At 65.9% G+C, this 16521-nt stretch carries 15 protein-coding genes; 10 read left to right on the top strand and 5 right to left on the bottom strand.

Translation table 11 applies throughout. The features are described from left to right. Positions 1 to 33: 33 nt before the first annotated feature. Positions 34 to 270, bottom strand: a complete 237-nt coding sequence (locus KK141_RS15280) for a hypothetical protein (protein WP_214571425.1) — start codon at positions 268 to 270, stop codon at positions 34 to 36. 258 nt (positions 271 to 528) lie between these two features. Here KK141_RS15280 and KK141_RS15285 point away from each other — a divergent pair, with 258 nt between their 5' ends. Then, positions 529 to 2142, top strand: coding sequence for a family 43 glycosylhydrolase (locus tag KK141_RS15285; protein ID WP_214571426.1), 1614 nt, complete (start codon positions 529 to 531; stop codon positions 2140 to 2142). Here the strand turns inward: KK141_RS15285 and KK141_RS15290 are convergent. Then, positions 2117 to 3028 (bottom strand): LysR family transcriptional regulator, encoded by a 912-nt coding sequence (locus tag KK141_RS15290; protein ID WP_214571427.1) that lies wholly within the window; start codon positions 3026 to 3028, stop codon positions 2117 to 2119. The two genes, KK141_RS15285 and KK141_RS15290, sit on opposite strands and share 26 nt — an antisense overlap. A gap of 105 nt (positions 3029 to 3133) precedes the next feature. Here KK141_RS15290 and KK141_RS15295 point away from each other — a divergent pair, with 105 nt between their 5' ends. Continuing rightward, positions 3134 to 4204, top strand: coding sequence for an alkene reductase (locus KK141_RS15295; RefSeq protein ID WP_214571428.1), 1071 nt, complete (start codon positions 3134 to 3136; stop codon positions 4202 to 4204). Between the two features lie 58 nt (positions 4205 to 4262). On the opposite strand, the gene KK141_RS15300 is transcribed toward KK141_RS15295, so the two are convergent. Next, entirely contained in the window at positions 4263 to 4718 is a 456-nt protein-coding gene (locus KK141_RS15300) for a helix-turn-helix domain-containing protein (protein ID WP_214571429.1), read from the bottom strand. A 206-nt stretch (positions 4719 to 4924) separates the two neighbouring features. On the opposite strand from KK141_RS15300, the gene KK141_RS15305 reads away from it, so the two are divergent. Beyond that, positions 4925 to 5845 (top strand): alpha/beta fold hydrolase, encoded by a 921-nt coding sequence (locus KK141_RS15305; RefSeq protein ID WP_214571430.1) that lies wholly within the window; start codon positions 4925 to 4927, stop codon positions 5843 to 5845. A gap of 140 nt (positions 5846 to 5985) precedes the next feature. Then, positions 5986 to 7203, top strand: a complete 1218-nt coding sequence (locus KK141_RS15310) for a serine hydrolase (protein WP_214571431.1) — start codon at positions 5986 to 5988, stop codon at positions 7201 to 7203. Between the two features lie 10 nt (positions 7204 to 7213). Here the strand turns inward: KK141_RS15310 and KK141_RS15315 are convergent, their stop codons facing one another. After that, the gene (locus tag KK141_RS15315; RefSeq protein WP_214571432.1) at positions 7214 to 7789 is read right to left on the bottom strand and encodes an ABATE domain-containing protein; all 576 of its coding nucleotides are present in this window, start codon (positions 7787 to 7789) and stop codon (positions 7214 to 7216) included. A 66-nt stretch (positions 7790 to 7855) separates the two neighbouring features. Between KK141_RS15315 and KK141_RS15320 the strand changes: the two genes are divergently transcribed. From KK141_RS15320 to KK141_RS15335, 4 genes are all read left to right on the top strand, one after another. Beyond that, entirely contained in the window at positions 7856 to 8737 is an 882-nt protein-coding gene (locus tag KK141_RS15320; RefSeq protein ID WP_214571433.1) for an EamA family transporter, read from the top strand. An 11-nt stretch (positions 8738 to 8748) separates the two neighbouring features. After that, a complete protein-coding gene (locus tag KK141_RS15325; RefSeq protein WP_214571434.1) occupies positions 8749 to 9720 on the top strand; it encodes an aldo/keto reductase in 972 nt (323 codons plus the stop codon). 390 nt (positions 9721 to 10110) lie between these two features. Then, positions 10111 to 10614 carry a hypothetical protein gene (locus tag KK141_RS15330; RefSeq protein WP_214571435.1) on the top strand — a complete coding sequence of 168 codons (504 nt, stop codon included), beginning with the start codon at positions 10111 to 10113 and terminating at the stop codon, positions 10612 to 10614. Next, positions 10611 to 13142, top strand: coding sequence for an XVIPCD domain-containing protein (locus tag KK141_RS15335; RefSeq protein ID WP_214571436.1), 2532 nt, complete (start codon positions 10611 to 10613; stop codon positions 13140 to 13142). Before KK141_RS15330 ends, KK141_RS15335 begins: the two co-directional genes overlap by 4 nt. A 63-nt stretch (positions 13143 to 13205) precedes the next feature. Here the strand turns inward: KK141_RS15335 and KK141_RS15340 are convergent, their stop codons facing one another. After that, complete coding sequence (locus KK141_RS15340; RefSeq protein WP_214571437.1) at positions 13206 to 14408, bottom strand: aminotransferase class V-fold PLP-dependent enzyme; 1203 nt, start codon at positions 14406 to 14408, stop codon at positions 13206 to 13208. A 126-nt stretch (positions 14409 to 14534) separates the two neighbouring features. On the opposite strand from KK141_RS15340, the gene KK141_RS15345 reads away from it, so the two are divergent. Both KK141_RS15345 and KK141_RS15350 read left to right on the top strand, forming a co-directional pair. Continuing rightward, positions 14535 to 15263: a hypothetical protein gene (locus tag KK141_RS15345; RefSeq protein WP_214571438.1), complete on the top strand. Its 729-nt coding sequence runs from the start codon at positions 14535 to 14537 to the stop codon at positions 15261 to 15263. A gap of 181 nt (positions 15264 to 15444) precedes the next feature. Further along, entirely contained in the window at positions 15445 to 16518 is a 1074-nt protein-coding gene (locus tag KK141_RS15350; protein ID WP_214571439.1) for a serine hydrolase domain-containing protein, read from the top strand. The last annotated feature ends 3 nt before the right edge of the window (positions 16519 to 16521 follow it).

Genomic DNA, 16521 nt, shown 5'->3' on the forward strand with positions numbered 1-16521 from the left:
CCGGGCGTGACATGCCACTCGTAGTTGACGGGCTTACAGCAGGCCCAGCGCGCTCGCCGCGGACTCCGCCGCGCGCATGGCCGATGCGCGGCTGAGCGCCACGTCGCCGCGGATATAGGCGTCGGCGCCGGAAGCCAGCACTTCCCACTCCCAGGCCGAAGGCTCGCGAGCCGGCCACACCGCCAGCGACAGCGCGTCGGCGCCGAGTTCGCGCAGCCACACTTCGCGTCCGGCCAGGCTGGCCGCATGCCAATCCAGATTGCCTCTCATCGTTCACCTCGCAGGGGATGCGCCAGCCGCCATGCACCGAAGCGCACGGGCCAGCCGATAAGCTAACCACGCCCGCGCGAGGCGACTAGCCGTCCATCGCTGCATAGGCTTATAAGCCTGGCTCATCAATCCAGCCCCGTTGCGCGGTGCTTTGCGATATCCGCCGTCGCTGCTTACGTTTTTCCCTCTTGCCGCTCCCTCGCGCGATGGGCATCGATACGATCCGACGCCACCGCCCCTTACGAGCGAGACGCCGCCATGGTCGATACCCGCCGCCGCCAGACGCTGCAGCTGATGCTGGCAGGTGTGGCATCCGCACCTTTCGCGCTGGAAGCCGCTGGCGTGCGCAAGGCTGCCACCGCAACCGCAACGTGGCGCCAGGGTGTCGAAGGCCAGCGCCAGGCGGATCTGGGCAACGGCACTTACCGCAACCCCATCGTCGCCGGCGATCACCCGGACCCCACCATCCTCAAGGACGGCGACGACTACTACATGACGTTCTCGCCGTTCTCCGCCTGCCCCGGCCTGCTGATCTGGCATTCCACCGACCTGGTGAACTGGGCGCCGGTGGCGCCGGCGCTGACCACGCCGGTCGGCTCGGTCTGGGCCGTCGATCTGTGCAAGCACAACGGCCGCTACTTCATCTATCTGCCGGCCGCGCCGGAAGGCAAGCCGTGGTCGCTCTATGCGATCTGGGCCGACCGCATCGAAGGACCATGGAGCGAGCCGGTGGACCTGAAGATCCCCGGCTGCATCGACCCTGGCCATATCGTGGGCGAAGACGGCAAGCGCTATCTGTTCGTCAACGGCATCCGCAAAGTGCGCCTCAGCGACGACGGACTTTCCGCCGACGGCGAACTGCAACCGGCCTACAACGCATGGCGCTATCCGGACGACTGGGTAGTGGAAACCTTCGCGCCGGAAGGACCCAAGCTGCTGCGGCGCGGCGAGTGGTTCTATCTGATCACCGCGGTGGGAGGCACTGCCGGCCCGCCGACCGGGCATATGGTGATCGCCGCGCGTTCGAAGTCCGTGCACGGGCCATGGGAGCACTGTCCGCACAACCCCCTGGTGCGCACGAAGAGCGCGGACGAACCATGGTGGTCGCGCGGACATGCCTCGCTGGTGGAAGGGCCGGCGGGCGACTGGTGGATGGTCTATCACGGCTATGAAAACGGCTTCCGCACATTGGGCCGGCAGACCTTGCTGGAGCCGATCGAGTGGACCGACGACGGCTGGTTCCGCGCACTCGGCGGCGATCTCTCCAGGCCGCTGGCGAAACCCAAAGGCGGCCGTGCGAGCGCGCAGGGCATGAGCCTGTCGGGCGGATTTTCCACGCAACGGCTCGGCATGCCCTGGTCGTTCCACGACGCGACGCCGACGGAAATGCAGCGCGCCAGCGATGTCGCCGGCGGCCTGCGGCTTGCCGCGCAAGGCCAATCGCCCGCCGACAGCACGCCGCTCGTGTGCACGGTGGGCGATCGCTCGTACGAAGCGGAGCTGGCGCTCGAACTGTCCGGCCACGCGGAAGGCGGCCTGTTGCTGTTCTACAACGCCAAGGCCTTCGTCGGCGTCGGCTTTACGCCGGAGACGATGAAGACCTTCGAATATGCACAGGAGCACCCGTGGATCCGCCAGCCCATGTCCACCTCACGCGTGCGTATCCGCCTGACCAACGACAGCAACGTGGTGACCTGGCATTACTCGCATGACGATGGGCGCACGTGGGTGCTGCATCCGCTGCGCATGGAGGTCTCCGGCATTCACCACAACGTGTTCGGCGGTTTTCTGGCGCTGAAGATCGGGATCTACAGCGCGAACGAAGGAAGCGTCGTGCTGCGGGATTTCAGGTATCGCGCGCTGGAGGCTTAGGCGTTTCGCCCTGCCCCAGACGCTCCTTCAGGAACTCCAGAAACCGCTGCGCCTTCGCCGGCAACAGGCGGGTTTCCGTCATCGCATAGACCGGAACCGCCGCCGAACGCCAGGCGGGCAGCACTCGCTGCAGGCGCCCGTGGGCCACATCTTCCGCCGCCAGCGCATCCGCGAGAACGGCAATGCCCAGGCCTTGCCGCGCCAGCCGGTGCACCATGCCGACGCTGTTGACGCGGATCCGGCCCTGCACGTCGATCCGCTGCACTTCCGCGCGGCGATGCAGGATCCATTCGTCGGCACGGCCGCCCAGAAAACGCAGGCACTCATGCTTGGCCAGATCCGCCGGCCGGCGCGGCGTCCCCGCGCGCTCCAGATAATCCGGCGCGGCGAACAAGGCCTGCGGCACGCGCGCCAGCAATCGCGCCACCAGGTTGGAAGCCGGCTGCTCGCCCATGCGGATGGCGATATCGAAAGGCTCGGCCACCAGGTCGACCTTTCTCGGCGTGAGATCGAAATCGAAACCGATGCCGGGATAGCGCGCGGCGAATTCGGGCAGTAACGGCGCAAGGAAGAACGTGGCGAAATCCACCGCCGAAGACACCCGCAGCACGCCGCTGGGCTGCGCCAGCATGTCGCCCAGTTGCTCGTGGGCCAGCCTGGCCTCGTCGACGATGCGCTTGCAGCGCTCGTAATAGAGCTGTCCCGCCTCGGTCAGCTCGACCTTGCGCGTCGTGCGATGCAGCAGCCGCAGGCCGATCGCTTTCTCCAGCAGCGCGATGCGGCGCGACAGCGTGGAACTGGGCATCTCCAGCGTTTCGGCGGCGCGGCGGAAGTTGCGTGCTTTGACCACCTCGACGAACAGGCCCATGTCCTTCAGCAGCTCCATGATGATTGCTCCATCAATGGATCAATGTTTTCGATTCTACCGTCTTTATCCCACGGCCTGGGTGGCGGAGCATGCCCGCCAACACCCCCTTTCGAGGATTTCCCCATGAGCCGTTTGTTCACCCCCGTCCAGATCGGCCGCTACACGCTGCGCAACCGCCTGGTGATGGCGCCGATGACCCGCTCGCGCGCCGACGACACCGGCGTGCAGAGCGAACTGGCCGTGACTTACTACGCCCAGCGCGCCGAGGCCGGCCTGATCGTCACCGAAGGCGTATTCCCCGATGCCGCCGGCAAGGGCTATGTGCGCACGCCCGGCATCGCGACCGCGGCCCAGGTCGAAGCGTGGAAGCGCGTGACCGCTGCCGTGCATGCGCGCGGCGGCCGCATCTTCATGCAGCTGATGCATGCCGGGCGCATCTCGCATCCGTCGATGCAGCCGGACGGCCGCCTGCCGGTGGCGCCTTCCGCGGTCAAGCCGGCCGGCCAGGCCTGGACCGACCAGGGGCAGCAGGATTTCGTCACGCCCCGCGCGCTGAGCACCGACGAAGTCGCGCTGGTCATCGAGGACTATCGCCAGGCCACGCGGCGTGCGCTGGAAGCCGGCTTCGACGGCGTGGAACTGCATGGCGCCTCCGGCTACCTGCCCGAGCAGTTCCTTTCCTCCAGCACCAATCATCGCGACGACGCGTACGGCGGCACGGTCGCCAAGCGCGCCCGCTTCATGCTCGACACGCTGCGCGCCATGGTGGAGGAAGCCGGTGGCGATCGCGTGGGCCTGAAGATCTCGCCCGAGATGAATTTCAACGACATCGTCGATGCCAACCCGCAGGAGACCTACACCTACCTGGTGGAGCAGCTCAAGCCGCTGGGGCTTGCCTACCTGCACGTGGCGCTGTTCTCGAAGGAAGTCGATTACCACGCGCTGCTGCGGCCGCGCTTCGACGGCGCCTACCTGATCGGCGGCGGCCTCGATCAGTCGTCCGCCGAAGCGGCCCTGGCCAACGGACGTGCCGATGCCACGGTCTTCGGCAGCGCCTTCCTGGCCAACCCGGACCTGCCGCAGCGCTTCCGCCAGGGCGCCCCGCTCAATACGCCGGACCGGGCGACCTTCTTCGCACCTGGCGCGGCGGGCTATATCGACTATCCCGCTTTGGCCGAAACGGCAATCGCCTGACCGTCATGCACGAGCCCCGAATGCGATCCGGGGCTCGTGCACAGGCGCCCTGCGGCCGTCAGCGCCGACGAGCAGGCATGCGCACTTCCGTATCCTCGGGCGCCACTTCCCGCCCATCCAGTGCGCGCGGCTGCAGCTTCTTCAGCGGACGCCCCGTCTGCTTGTCCACCAGCATCACGCGCGCCTCCTTGCGCTCGAACAGAAAGTCTTCGCCCCACTGCCGCAGCGCCACCAGCACCGGGAACAGGCCTCGCCCCTTCCCGGTCAGCACGTACTCCTGGTAAGCGCCGCCATCGGCGGCGGCCACTGCTTCCATGATGTCGTGCGCCACCAGGTGGCGCAGCCGCGCGGCCAGGATGTTCTTGGACAGCCCCAGGCTCTTCTGGAATTCGCCGAAGCGGCGCATGCCATTGAACGCATCGCGCACGATCAACAGCGACCAGCCATCGCCGATGGCGTCCATCGGGCGAGCGACGCCGCAGAGCGAATCTTCCTGAGTGACGCGTTTGACCATGCCGGTATCCAGGCCGTCCGCCGGCCGAATGGTTGCAAGATAGAACCTGCGCTGCTACAAAGGCAATGGGTTTCAATTTGAAACCAACGCCACCGCCCCGAAGGCGTGCGATGGCGCGCGACTCATTACGCAACCGACAGCATCCGCGGCGGGTGAGGCTGAGCCGTGCCCGCGCGGATGTCCCTGCCCTCTTCCGAGACCCGCTCATGATCCGTCCAGACGAAACTTTCGATGGCAGCTTCCCGTTCGCCCCGCATTTCACCGACGCCCCCGGCTTCGCCATGCACTACGTGGATGAAGGCCCGCGCGATGGCGACATCGTGCTGTGCCTGCATGGCGAACCCACCTGGGGCTATCTGTTCCGCCATCTGATCGGCGCGCTGCGTGCCACGCATCGCGTGGTGGTGCCCGACCATATGGGCTTCGGCAAGAGCGCCACGCCGCCGGAGCGGCGCTACTGGATCCAGGACCATATCGACAACCTCGAACGCTTCGTGCTCGCCCTGGACCTGCGCGGCATCACCCTGGTGCTGCACGACTTCGGCGGACCGATGGGCATGGGCCTGGCCGCCCGCCACCCGGATCGCATCCGCCGCATCGTCTCCGTCAACGGCCCGACGCCATTCGGCCATGCCGGCCTGGCGGACCGCGTGACCGCCAACGCACAGGTGGCGCCGTGGTTCCGCTGGATCGTCCAGGCCCACGCGGAAGGCCGGCTGGAAGGCGTGCTGGACGAACTGGGCTACAACATCCTCAGCACGCTCAAGCTCAACGGCTTCGAGAACAACGCGCTGATCGACGACACCTGGCTGCGTGCCTACGGCGCACCCTTCGCCACGCCAGCCGAATGCGCCGGCGCGCTGGGATGGGCCAAGGGCTTTGCGCTCGGCGCGCATGAGTTCCCCGTAGCGGATGAAGCCGCATGGCAGGCGATCAGTGCCAAGCCCGCCATCGCGATCTGGGGCATGGCGGACCGCACGCTGCACGCGGAACACTTCCTGCCGCTGTTCACCGAGCTGTTCCCCGGGGCGCCGGTACATCGGTTGCCGGACGCGGGACACTACAGCTTCGAGGATGCGCCGGACGAGATAGCGCAGCTGGTAACCGCCTTCCTGCAGCAGACCTGAGTACGCCATCCCGGGGGGCGCTTCGCATCGCTTTCACAACGGCCATCGCGAAGCGCCTCGCATGGGTCGTCAGTCACCTGTTCATGCCGCCGGCCCAGCACCTAGGATGCACGCCATCCAATGACGTAGGGAAACGGCAGATGAAGCGGCTCGGCTCGTTGTTCGCGCTCACCGTGTTGGCACTGTCCGCGAGTTCCGCCTTTGCGGGCAGCAGCGACAAGGCGCTCAAGACCATCGTCGACAACGCCAAGGCCGCGCAAAGCGATACGCTGCTGGTGGTGCACGACGGCAAGACCCTGGTCGACTACCGCCGCCCCGGCGCGCCCGCCGGCCCGATCGAAATGATGTCGTCCACCAAGTCGCTGATCGGCCTGGCCGTCGGCCGCCTGGTCACGCAAGGCAAGCTCAAGTCGATCGACGAGCCGGTGAGCGACTTCTATCCGGAATGGAAACAGGGCAACAAGGCGAAGATCACCGTCCGCATGCTGCTCAACCACACTTCCGGCATGCAGAACGTGCCGATGGCACCGGTGGAGATCTATCCGGCGCCGGATGTCTACCAGCTCGCGCTCGCCGCGGAACTGAGCGATCCGCCGGGCACGAAGTTCAGCTACAACAACCAGGCCATGAACCTGATCGGCGGCGTGATCGAGAAAGCCTCCGGCAAACCGATGGACATCTATATCGCCGACGAGCTGCTCGCCCCCATGGGCATCAAGGCGGCGCCGTGGAACCCGGATAACCGCGACAAGGCCGGCCACCCCATGGCCATGGCCGGCTGGATGTCCACCGCGCAGGACGCCGCCAAGATCGGCCAGCTGGTACTCGACAACGGCCGCTGGCAGGGCAAGCAGCTGATCGATGCGGATTACATCAAGCAGATGGTCGGCCAGAGCACCCCGCTCACCACTGGCTACGGCCTGCTCTGGTGGCGGCGCGGCGACGGCACTCGCTTCAACCCCGCCGTGGTCGAGCGCGTGCGCGCGGGAGGCGACACCGCCCTTGCCGACAAGCTGGCGCGCGTCGCGGCGAAGGTCTATCCGACCGGGCGCGACGTCGTTGCGGCCATCACCGCGGAAGGTGTGTCCCGCGCGGATATTCACGACATGATGAAGGCTAACCATGTCACCGAAGACGACCTTTTTGCCAATACCCCGATCGTCGCCTGGGAAGCCAACGGCTATCTCGGCAACTACATCGTGATCGTGCCCAAGGCGCATCTGGTCGCCGTGCGGCAGATCGCCGAGCGCAAGGATGCGGACGAGGACCACTGGCCGTATGGCTATGCGAAGTTCAGCGCGGACGTGATCGGGCTGGGGCACACCTACGCCAAGGATCTGACGGTCGACGCCCCATAGGCAGACCAGGCTAGCTCTTCGTCCGGTGGTAATACCGCCGCGCCTTGTCGCGGCTGCCGCAGTCCGCCATATCGCACCAGCGGCGCTGGCCGTTGCGCGTCTGGTCCTCGAACAGCCAGTCGCAGGACGGGCAATAGCGCAGGCGCTCGTGATCGGCGGCCGTCACCAGTTCCGCGGCATCGAGCAGCAGCGGCGCCAGCGCGTCCTGCGCCGTGGATGGCTCCGGCCAATGCCAGGCGAGAGTGCGCGGGTCGATCGTTCGCGACTGATAGGCCTTGGCCACCGCCTTGCTGAGTTCGGCCAGCGCGGCTTCGGACACCGTCTGCTCATGCGCCAGCGGACGCAGCACGCGCGTCAGCAACTGGCGCGCCTTGTATAGCGCAGCGATATCGATCGCTTTGCCGCGCGGAAACGGCAATTCCATGGCGGCGAACCAGCGCCGCGCATTCTCCGGCAGCGCCAGCCAATCGTGCTCGCGCTCGGTGTCCGGCCAGCTGATCGTGTTCACGAAATCCAGGCTGGGCCGTCCGCCGACCAGCTTATAGGTGCCGCCGTAGCCATCCGGGTTCAGGTCGAGTGCGTCCATGCGGCGCATCTTACCAGCTATTCGATTTTGACAGGTGAGTTTCGCGAGCGTATAAACATCACCATCATGAATACGATAGATGGTAAAAACGAAACCAGGCTGCCGCTGGCCGAACGGATCCCTCCGCATGCGTTCTTCGTCGGCAGCGCGATCTTCCATTACCTGGGCCCGTCGTTCGCCGTGCTGCTATTCGCACGCGTACCGGTGACGGGCGTGGCCTGGCTGCGCATCGTGTCGGCGGCGCTGGTGTTCGCCTTGTGGCGCAGGCCGTGGCGGGCGTTCCTGGCGTCGACGCGGCGCGCCCAGGCCACCATGGTCGCGCTGGGCGGCGTGTTCGCGCTGATGAACTACTCGTTCTACAAGGCCATCGCCGCCCTGCCCCTGGGCACGGTGGCCGCCATCGAATTCATCGGGCCGGTAGCGCTCGCGCTGGCCGGGGTGCGTTCCCGCCGCAATATCGTCGCGCTCGGGCTTACCGCGGCCGGCGTGTCGCTGCTGACCCAGGTGCGTTTCGGCGGCGCACCGGAGGCATTCTTCTGGGCCTTCGCCAATGCCGCGCTGTTCACGGCGTACATCGTGCTGGCACATGCGGTATCCCGCGCCGATCCGGCCACCAGTCCGATCGACCGCCTGGGCGCGGCGATGATCGTCGCCGGCGTGGCGATCTCCCCGCTCGGTTTCCGCGACGCCGCACCGGCGCTGCTGGATCCGATCGCACTCGGTGCGGGCCTGGCAGTGGGACTGAGCTCCTCCGTCATCCCCTACGTGTTCGACCAGCTCGCGATGGCACGCCTGCCGCGCGCGACCTACGCCTTGTTCGTCGCACTGCTGCCGGCGACCGCGGTGATCGTCGGCGTGCTGGTCCTGCGCCAGATGCCGACGCCGGTCGATATCCAGGGCGTGGCACTGGTAGCCGCTGGAGTTGCGCTACACCGGCCACCGGAATGAGCGAGGCAGCCATGCAATACGTCAATCTCGGCCGCAGCGGCCTGAAAGTATCGCGCCTGTGCCTTGGCGCCATGAGTTACGGCAACCCGCAGGCCAAGCCGTGGATTCTCAGCGAGGAACAGGGCCGCCCCATCCTGCGCCGCGCGCTGGAACTGGGCATCAATTTCTTCGACACCGCCGACATGTATTCCGGCGGCGACAGCGAACGCGTACTGGGCCGCGCACTGCGCGACTTCGCACGGCGCGAGGAAGTGGTGGTAGCGACCAAGGCCTACTACCCCACCGGCGCAGGCCCGAACCAGCGCGGCCTGTCGCGCAAGCATCTGCTGCACGCCATCGATGCCTCGCTCGCGCGCCTGGGCATGGACTACGTCGATCTCTACCAGGTCCACCGCTGGGACGACGACACGCCACTGGAGGAAACGCTGGAAGCGCTGCATGACATCGTGCGCAGCGGCAAGGCGCGCTACATCGGCGCATCGAGCATGTATGCCTGGCAGTTCCAGAAAGCGCTGATGACGTCGGAGCGGCACGGCTGGACGCGCTTCGTTTCGATGCAGAACCACTACAACCTGGCGTACCGCGAGGAAGAGCGAGAGATGCTGCCGCTGTGCCGGGATGCGGGGGTTGCGGTGCTGCCGTGGAGTCCGCTGGCCCGTGGGTTTCTGGCCAGGAAGCGGGACGAGGCGGATACAAAGCGTGCGCAGAGCGATGCCTTTGCGCAGGGGTTGTATTACAGCGAGGACGATTATCGGGTGGTGGATGCGGTAGCGCAGGTCGCAGCGGAGCGCGGTGTGACGCAGGCGAAGATCGCGTTGGCGTGGCTGCTCGATCGGGCCGAGGTGACGGCACCGATCATAGGAGCGACGCGAATGGAACATCTGGAACAATCGGTGGAGACCTTGGCGCTGAAGATCGCGCCGGAGGAGCGACCCAGACTGGAGGCTCCTTATCGGCCACATCGGGTGCTGGGGCACGAATAGCGCGATTTATCGGGAGCTACATTCATCCCACGCCCCGACCAGCAGGAACTTGCGAATGTGATCGGCATCGCACCTAGCCAAGATGGCAAGGCTAAACACCCCGACCCCACCGGCGCACACCCGCCTGAAACCCGCGCCAGAACTGCTTTCCAGACAAATCACTAGGCAGTACTACAGCGTTGCACCGCCCCCCATAGCGGCGTACCTTCCTGCTCCAGGCCGGCCCAAGGAACCGCCGATCCCCGCTTGCAGGAGGCGAGCCCCATGCTCAACGCAGCTCTCCCCGATCTTCAGACCGAAACCTCGCATGCGACCGAGGACGCACACCCGCGCCTGCAGCTTCTGAAGGCAAGCCCCTGACCCGCCCCGCGCCCCCACCGGATCATCGCCATGTCATTCACCCCCTTGTGCTTCGAAGCTAACGACGGCTCGGCCGTGGATCGCCAGCACGGTATCGAGATCTTCGAATCCCGCATCCAGCCGGCCGAACAGGCGGGCGAGACGGAATATCAGTTCGGCGTCTACCAGGGCGACAAGCGCTTCGGCTTCGGCTGCAACGGCACGCAGCGGATCGCCCAGGAGGGTGGGCGTACGCAGCGCACGTTCGTGCTGAACCTGGGCCAGGACGCCACCTTCGAATGGGCGTTGCAGCTCAAGGGCTGGCTGGAGTTTCCGGGCGACGACCGGAGCTTCCTGTGGGGACTGGCCGATGGCCTGGTCAAGACCTTCCAGGACCGCACCGACAACTACGACGAAGACGTCCGCTACGAAGTGGTGATCGACGCGGGCGCCCTGCAGCGCCATGGCATCGCGGCGCCGCAGGATGCCGGGCAGGAAATCCTCGTCGCCGCGGTCGACATCCCGATGCATCCGCTGTCGGGAGTGCGCTCATGACGACGCCTCCCTTCGTGTTCGAGGACGTGGTGCGCACCACCATGGGCGGCGCCACCAATGCCCATGGCAACAAGCTTTCGGCCGCCGAGATCGACCGGGTCATCGCCTATCTGAAGTCGCCCGGCTCCGGCCCCGACGCCACCAGCAGCTATGCCGACTACGTGGCCAAGGAGATGGCGGCGCATCCGCCCAAGCTTCCCGCGGGCGTCGATTACGTGGCGTTCTCGGGCAGCGATGCGGCCGGCAAGAGCAACTACAAGAACGCTTCCGAATACGTCGCCGACACCAAGGGCCGCGCGGACATCATCGGCCACACGCCCTGGGGCGAGTACATCGAAAGGTGCAAGGCCACCGCCGAGTTCAAGACGGTCAACCAGGAGTTTACGAAGTACCTCGCCTCCGAAGGCATCGAGGTCTACGGCAAGAACACCGCCGGCGCGCTGCAGGACATGATGTGGAATGCCGGCAGCGCACCGTATATGGAGAACGCCGTCCATAGCGGCCGCCCCATCGTCGCCTTCGTCGAGAACGCTCCGCCGAATCGCGGCTTCTCCAACTTCGAACTGCCCGAAGCACTGAAGAGCCCGAAGACCATCGTCAACGGCCATCCGATGAGCGACTTCGGTCCGGATCCGCTCACCTACGCGAGCAAGTCCGCCGCTGAATTCCAGAAGCTGGAGAAATCGCTGGCCGACGTGACGGTGAAAGCGAACGGCCAGCCGGCCTCGCTCGCCGAGTTCCGCGCCAACGTCAACCTCATCAACGACTACAACGCCGCGCAGAAAACCGTGTTCGGCCAGCCGTTGAGCGATTTCTCCAAGCTCAACCTCGACCAGATGTCGGCGGCGAGCAAGGCGTGGAAGGTTTCGCATACCGGCGTGGTCGTCCATCCGCCGGCAGAACCGAAACTTGGCGAGACGCGCACCAAGGCTACGGAGATGCATCCGCCCACCGGCCCACCCAAGGGCGTGGTGGGCGAAACGGAAACCAACGTCCGCATCCGCCCCGGCGAGGCCGCCAAGAGCGCCGCCCGCGGCGAAGTCAGCGCCGGCTCGGTAGCGAAGGGCGCGCTGGGCGTGGTCGGCACCGCGGCCGTGCTGTACGACGCCGCGCACACTGCCTCGCGCGCTTCCGATATGCGCCAGCAAGGCAACGTGGTCGGCGCGAATTCCGAAGTAGGCCATTTCTACGCACGCACCGGCGGCATGCTGGCTGGCGCCGAAGCGGGAGCGGCCGGCGGCGCGCTGGTGTTCTCGGAGACTGGCCCCGGCGCGCTGATCGCCGGCGGACTCGGCGGCATCGTCGGCGCGATCGGCGGCGAGAAAGTGGCGCAGGCCATCGACTACCACCACATCTACAACCAGTCGGACAAGCAAGGGAATCACTGGCATTTCGATCCCAAGCATCCGGACCAGGGCTGGACGCGGCTGCACCCCACCGGCGAGCTGGACTACGAGGCCATGCGCTACAGCGAAGGCATGCCGGTGCAGAAGTACGAAACGCTGACCGCCAGCCCCGCGCTGAAGAACGAGCTGGACTACAAGGCCTCCAATGTCGCCATCGGCCTGACCCTGGCGCACCCGCCGACGCCGCGCGATCCCTACACCCTCCCGGCCAGCGAGCACGACACGCACAGCCTGCGCGAAGCGCCGTGGACGCGCAGCCCCGACACGCACCAGTGGAGCCGCACCGTGGCTTCCGGCCTGATCGACTACCGCGTGATGGACTACCGCACCGAAGTCGCCAGCCCGCAACGCGCCGCGGAACTCGAACGCACCTCGCAGCAGATCGTGAAGGACAACCTGGCGCATTCGGCCCAGCACATCGCGCAGGACTACAAGACCGCCTACGAGCAGCGCGGCTGGAACCAGTTCGGCGGCGTGCCGCCGGTGGTGAACAACACGCTGAAGACGCAGGGCAGCGTGCTCGAAGCTTCCGACGGCCACACTTATACGCGCGACGCCAAGGGGCAATGGAATACGCCGGGGATGCTGTGGGGCACGAATGCCGCGGAAGGCAATATCAAGGAGGAACTGAACGCCACGCGCCAGGCGCAGCAGGCTCCCGCTGCAAGCACTCCCCCTGCCCCGACGACCACCTCGACCACCGCACCGACTGCACCGGCGGCGCCACTGCGCCTGGACGATCCGCAGCATCCCGATCACCAGCTGTTCGGCCAGACGCGTGCACAGGTCGCCGCCATCGACCAGCAGCTGGGCCGCAAGCCGGATCAGCACACCGACAACATCACGGCGGCCGTTGTGGTTCAGGCCCGCGCGGATGGACTGAGCCGGATCGACCACGTCGCACTGAGTCCAGACCACAGCAAGCTATGGGCGACGCAGACCACGCCGGGCGCGAAGGATCATTTCCTCGACCGGCAGACCAGTGTGCCTACCGCCGCGGCCAACATTCCGTTGGAACAGAGCTCGGCGCAGTGGCCTAAGGCGATGCAGCAGCATCAGGAAGCGCAGGCGCAGCAGACGCAGGCGCAACCGAACCAGCAGCAGGCCGGGCCAGGGCGATAGCGGACGCTTTGCCCGCGAGCACTCAGTGCGTGTCCGGCGTAGATGCCGGACACGCCGCCGGCATCAGTCCGCCATCAGCCACGCCGCACAACGCTCCACATCCTGGCCCGAATGCCAGCCATGGAAAGCCACGCGCAGATAACCTTCGCGGATGCTGGTGCTGATGCCGTTCGCCTCCGCATCTTTCAGCAGCCGGTCGTAGCGGTCTGCGGGCGGGACGAACGAGAGGATCGATCCCAGGCGGCCTGCCTGCAGCAGATCGCTTAAGCGCGCAGCCTCGCCCTTCCAAGCTGCGGACGTCGCCAGCTCGATCAACAAGGCTCGCTGCAACTTTTCGACATGAGCCTGGACGGCAGCCACACCGCCATGATCGAGCAGCACCTGGATCGAACTCGCCAGCACCGCGCACGACAGGATCGAGGGGCTTCCTGCCTCCAAGCGGCGACCATCGGCCGCCCATGGCGAACTTGCCTTGGCCTGCGTGCCCGACTGCGAAAACGCATCCGGCGCCGACAGCCAGGTTCCGACCGGCATCAGCTGCTCGCGGAACGAGGCATCGGTCCACAGCAACCCCTGCCCTTGCAGGCCGAGCAGGCCTTTATGCCCACCCGTCGCAAAGGCGCTGACGCCCTCGAACGACGGCACAGCCGTACCGCCCCCCTGGATACCATCCACCACCAGATGGACGCCGCGTTCGCGGCAGCCTCGCCCGAGCTTGGCCAGGTCGAGACGAAGGCCGTCCTGGTAGCGCACCCACGATACGGAGACGATGCGGGTGTTCGGCGCGATGGCGTCGAGCAAGCGCTGCTCCGGTTCGATATCGGCATGCGGCGGCATGGCCGCGTTGACAGCCTGACCGGGCCACAACGCCACTTCCCTGCAACGCACACCGCGCTGCGCCAATGCCAGCCACGGCAGCCGGTTGCTGGGAAATTCGCCTACGGGGATAAGCACCTCGTCGCCGTCCTTCCACGGGTAGCCCAGCGAGATGGCTTGCAGGCCGGTGGAGGTGCAGGTGGTGAGGCTGATGTCCTGCACGTCCGCGCCGAACAAAGCTGCGCCGGCGTGGCGCAGCGATGCCTGGATGTCGAGGAAATCTTCGTTCCAGCGGAGTGACCAGGGCTGCAGCTCGGTGTCGAGAAGACGAGTCAGCTGCTGTGCCGCCACACGGGGAATCGGGCCGTCCTTGCAATGGGAGAGCCAGAGAATATCGGGTGAGAGGTCGAAGAGATCGCGCGGAAGCAAGGGAGGGATGGCGAGCGTCACGACGCGGATTTCCTGGGCGAGAGGGTTTCAACGCTGGCGATGTCGCCTCGTTGCAAGTCCCCGATGATACTCGCCGGCAGCCCGGCGAAGGGCGCTATGCTGGAAGCACGACAGGGGAGAAAACGCATGGATCGGCAAGCCGAGCTGACGTTCAAGGCATTGAACGAGCGCATTGATCAGCTACCCGAACACCCGAGCGTAGCCGTAGGGTTCTCTACGAAGGAAAAGTATGGCTACGCCACCGCCTTGCTGGCGATTGCCTGCTATTTTCTTTCCATAAAAGCGCTGCCCGATGGCCGGTGGTACACGCTCGCCATAGCTGCCTCCTTCGTCGTAGTGGAAGTCATTGCCGTGGCGTTCGCCATCGCTTCGAGCTGGCCGCTGCATTTGCCAAGCTTCAAGGAGGAACGCGCCGAATATGCCGAACAACTCGACTACGACTTCGGACACTACAGAGATTTAATTGCGTGGATCGTGCAATTCCCGCGCGACGAGATCGCGGAATTGGCGGACTATGCAGAGATGCGGCAGGAGCGTTTCCGCGAAAAACAGCCGTTATTGGTGGGCGGCGTTGAAAAGCTTGGAATCCTCCCGATCCTGATCGCCATCGCCGCGCAGTTCAAAGGCGTGCACTGGCCGCCCGACATCAGCTGGCCCGAAATCGTTATCTATCTGGTGCTCGCCTGGTTCTACTGGCTTTGCCTGATCAGCATCGGCGCAAGACACCGCGGGCGATTTCTCGAAATCGCACTCAAACGCGCGCTGGCTATCAAGGACAGACAACCCGTGGAAGCTACGGCCACGAAAGAAATCGCGCCGACAGTGAGCGACAAAGCTTCGACGGCAGCCGCGTGACCCATAAACCCCGCCATGACCTCCGACACAAGGCCAGGCGCCGGCCATAAGAGACGATGGCGTCGCCCCCCGTCCCCCGGAGCAGACCATGCGGCCATCCCCTCAAACCAGGCAGCTGTTCGGCCTAGCCGCCTTGCTATGCGCTACCGCGCTGGTCGCAGGTGAACCGGCTCGATCCTCCGTGCAGAGCGACAACCCGCATCGCTCGCCCCTCGATCGTGCCGTCGACGATGCCGCCGCCGGCTACTTTCAGAATCGCTGCCACGTCGGCCTCTCCCTCGCCGCGGTAACACCCGAAGGCCGCTTCTTCTACAACTACGGCACGACCAAACCGCACGGCAGCCAGCTGCCGACCCGCCGGAGCATCTACGAGATCGCCTCCGTCACCAAGACCTTCACCGGCGCACTCGCCGCGCGTGCCGTCGAAGAAGGAAAAATGCGTGCCGATGCCGACTTCCGTCCCTACCTCCCGGGCGACTACGCCAACCTCGCCTGGCAGGGCAAGCCGATCACGCTGGCAACCCTGATCACTCACCGCGCCGGCATGCCGCGCGACATCCCCGACTCGGACGCGATCTTCGCCAAGAAGGATTTCAACACCCTGCCCTATGAGCTGATGGCGCTGCAGAAGGGGCTGAATCACGACACCTTGCTGTCCGCTCTGCACAGCACCCAGCTGCGCAGCGAACCCGGAAGCAAAGAGGCTTACTCCAATGCCGGTTATCTGGTCATCGGCCTGGGGCTGGAGCAGGTCTACGGCAAGCCATTCGAAGCGCTGATGCGTCATCAACTGCTCAAGCCACTGCGCATGGACTCCACCGGCTTCGCCGTGGAAGGCGCCGACCGCGCACGCCTGCTCCCGGGCTTCAATCGCGAGGGCCGCCCGATGCCTTATCACCTGCGCAACGCCGGCGCAGCATGGGGCTTGTACTCCACCACCGAGGACATGGCGAAGTACGTGCATTGGCAACTCGATGGAAAGGACCCGGTCGTCCAGCGCATGCGCCAACCCTTGGTCGGCACGCCTCAAGAGGGCGTAGCCATGCCTTGGAATCTTGCTTATGCAAGCGGCCAGCCGATGCTTGCGCACGGCGGCGGCAGCGGCGGCATGTCCAGCCAGGTCGTGCTCTTTCCGACCCAGGGCGAAGGCTTCGCCCTGTTCGCCAACGACACTTGCGAAGGTACGGAAAGCGCGCTCAAGACCATCGCCGTAGCGGTTCATGCCGCGGCCGGTGCCGGCCACGAATCACCCTGATCG

This window comes from Dyella sp. LX-66, from assembly GCF_018599165.1.
Classification (GTDB): domain Bacteria; phylum Pseudomonadota; class Gammaproteobacteria; order Xanthomonadales; family Rhodanobacteraceae; genus Dyella_D; species Dyella_D marensis.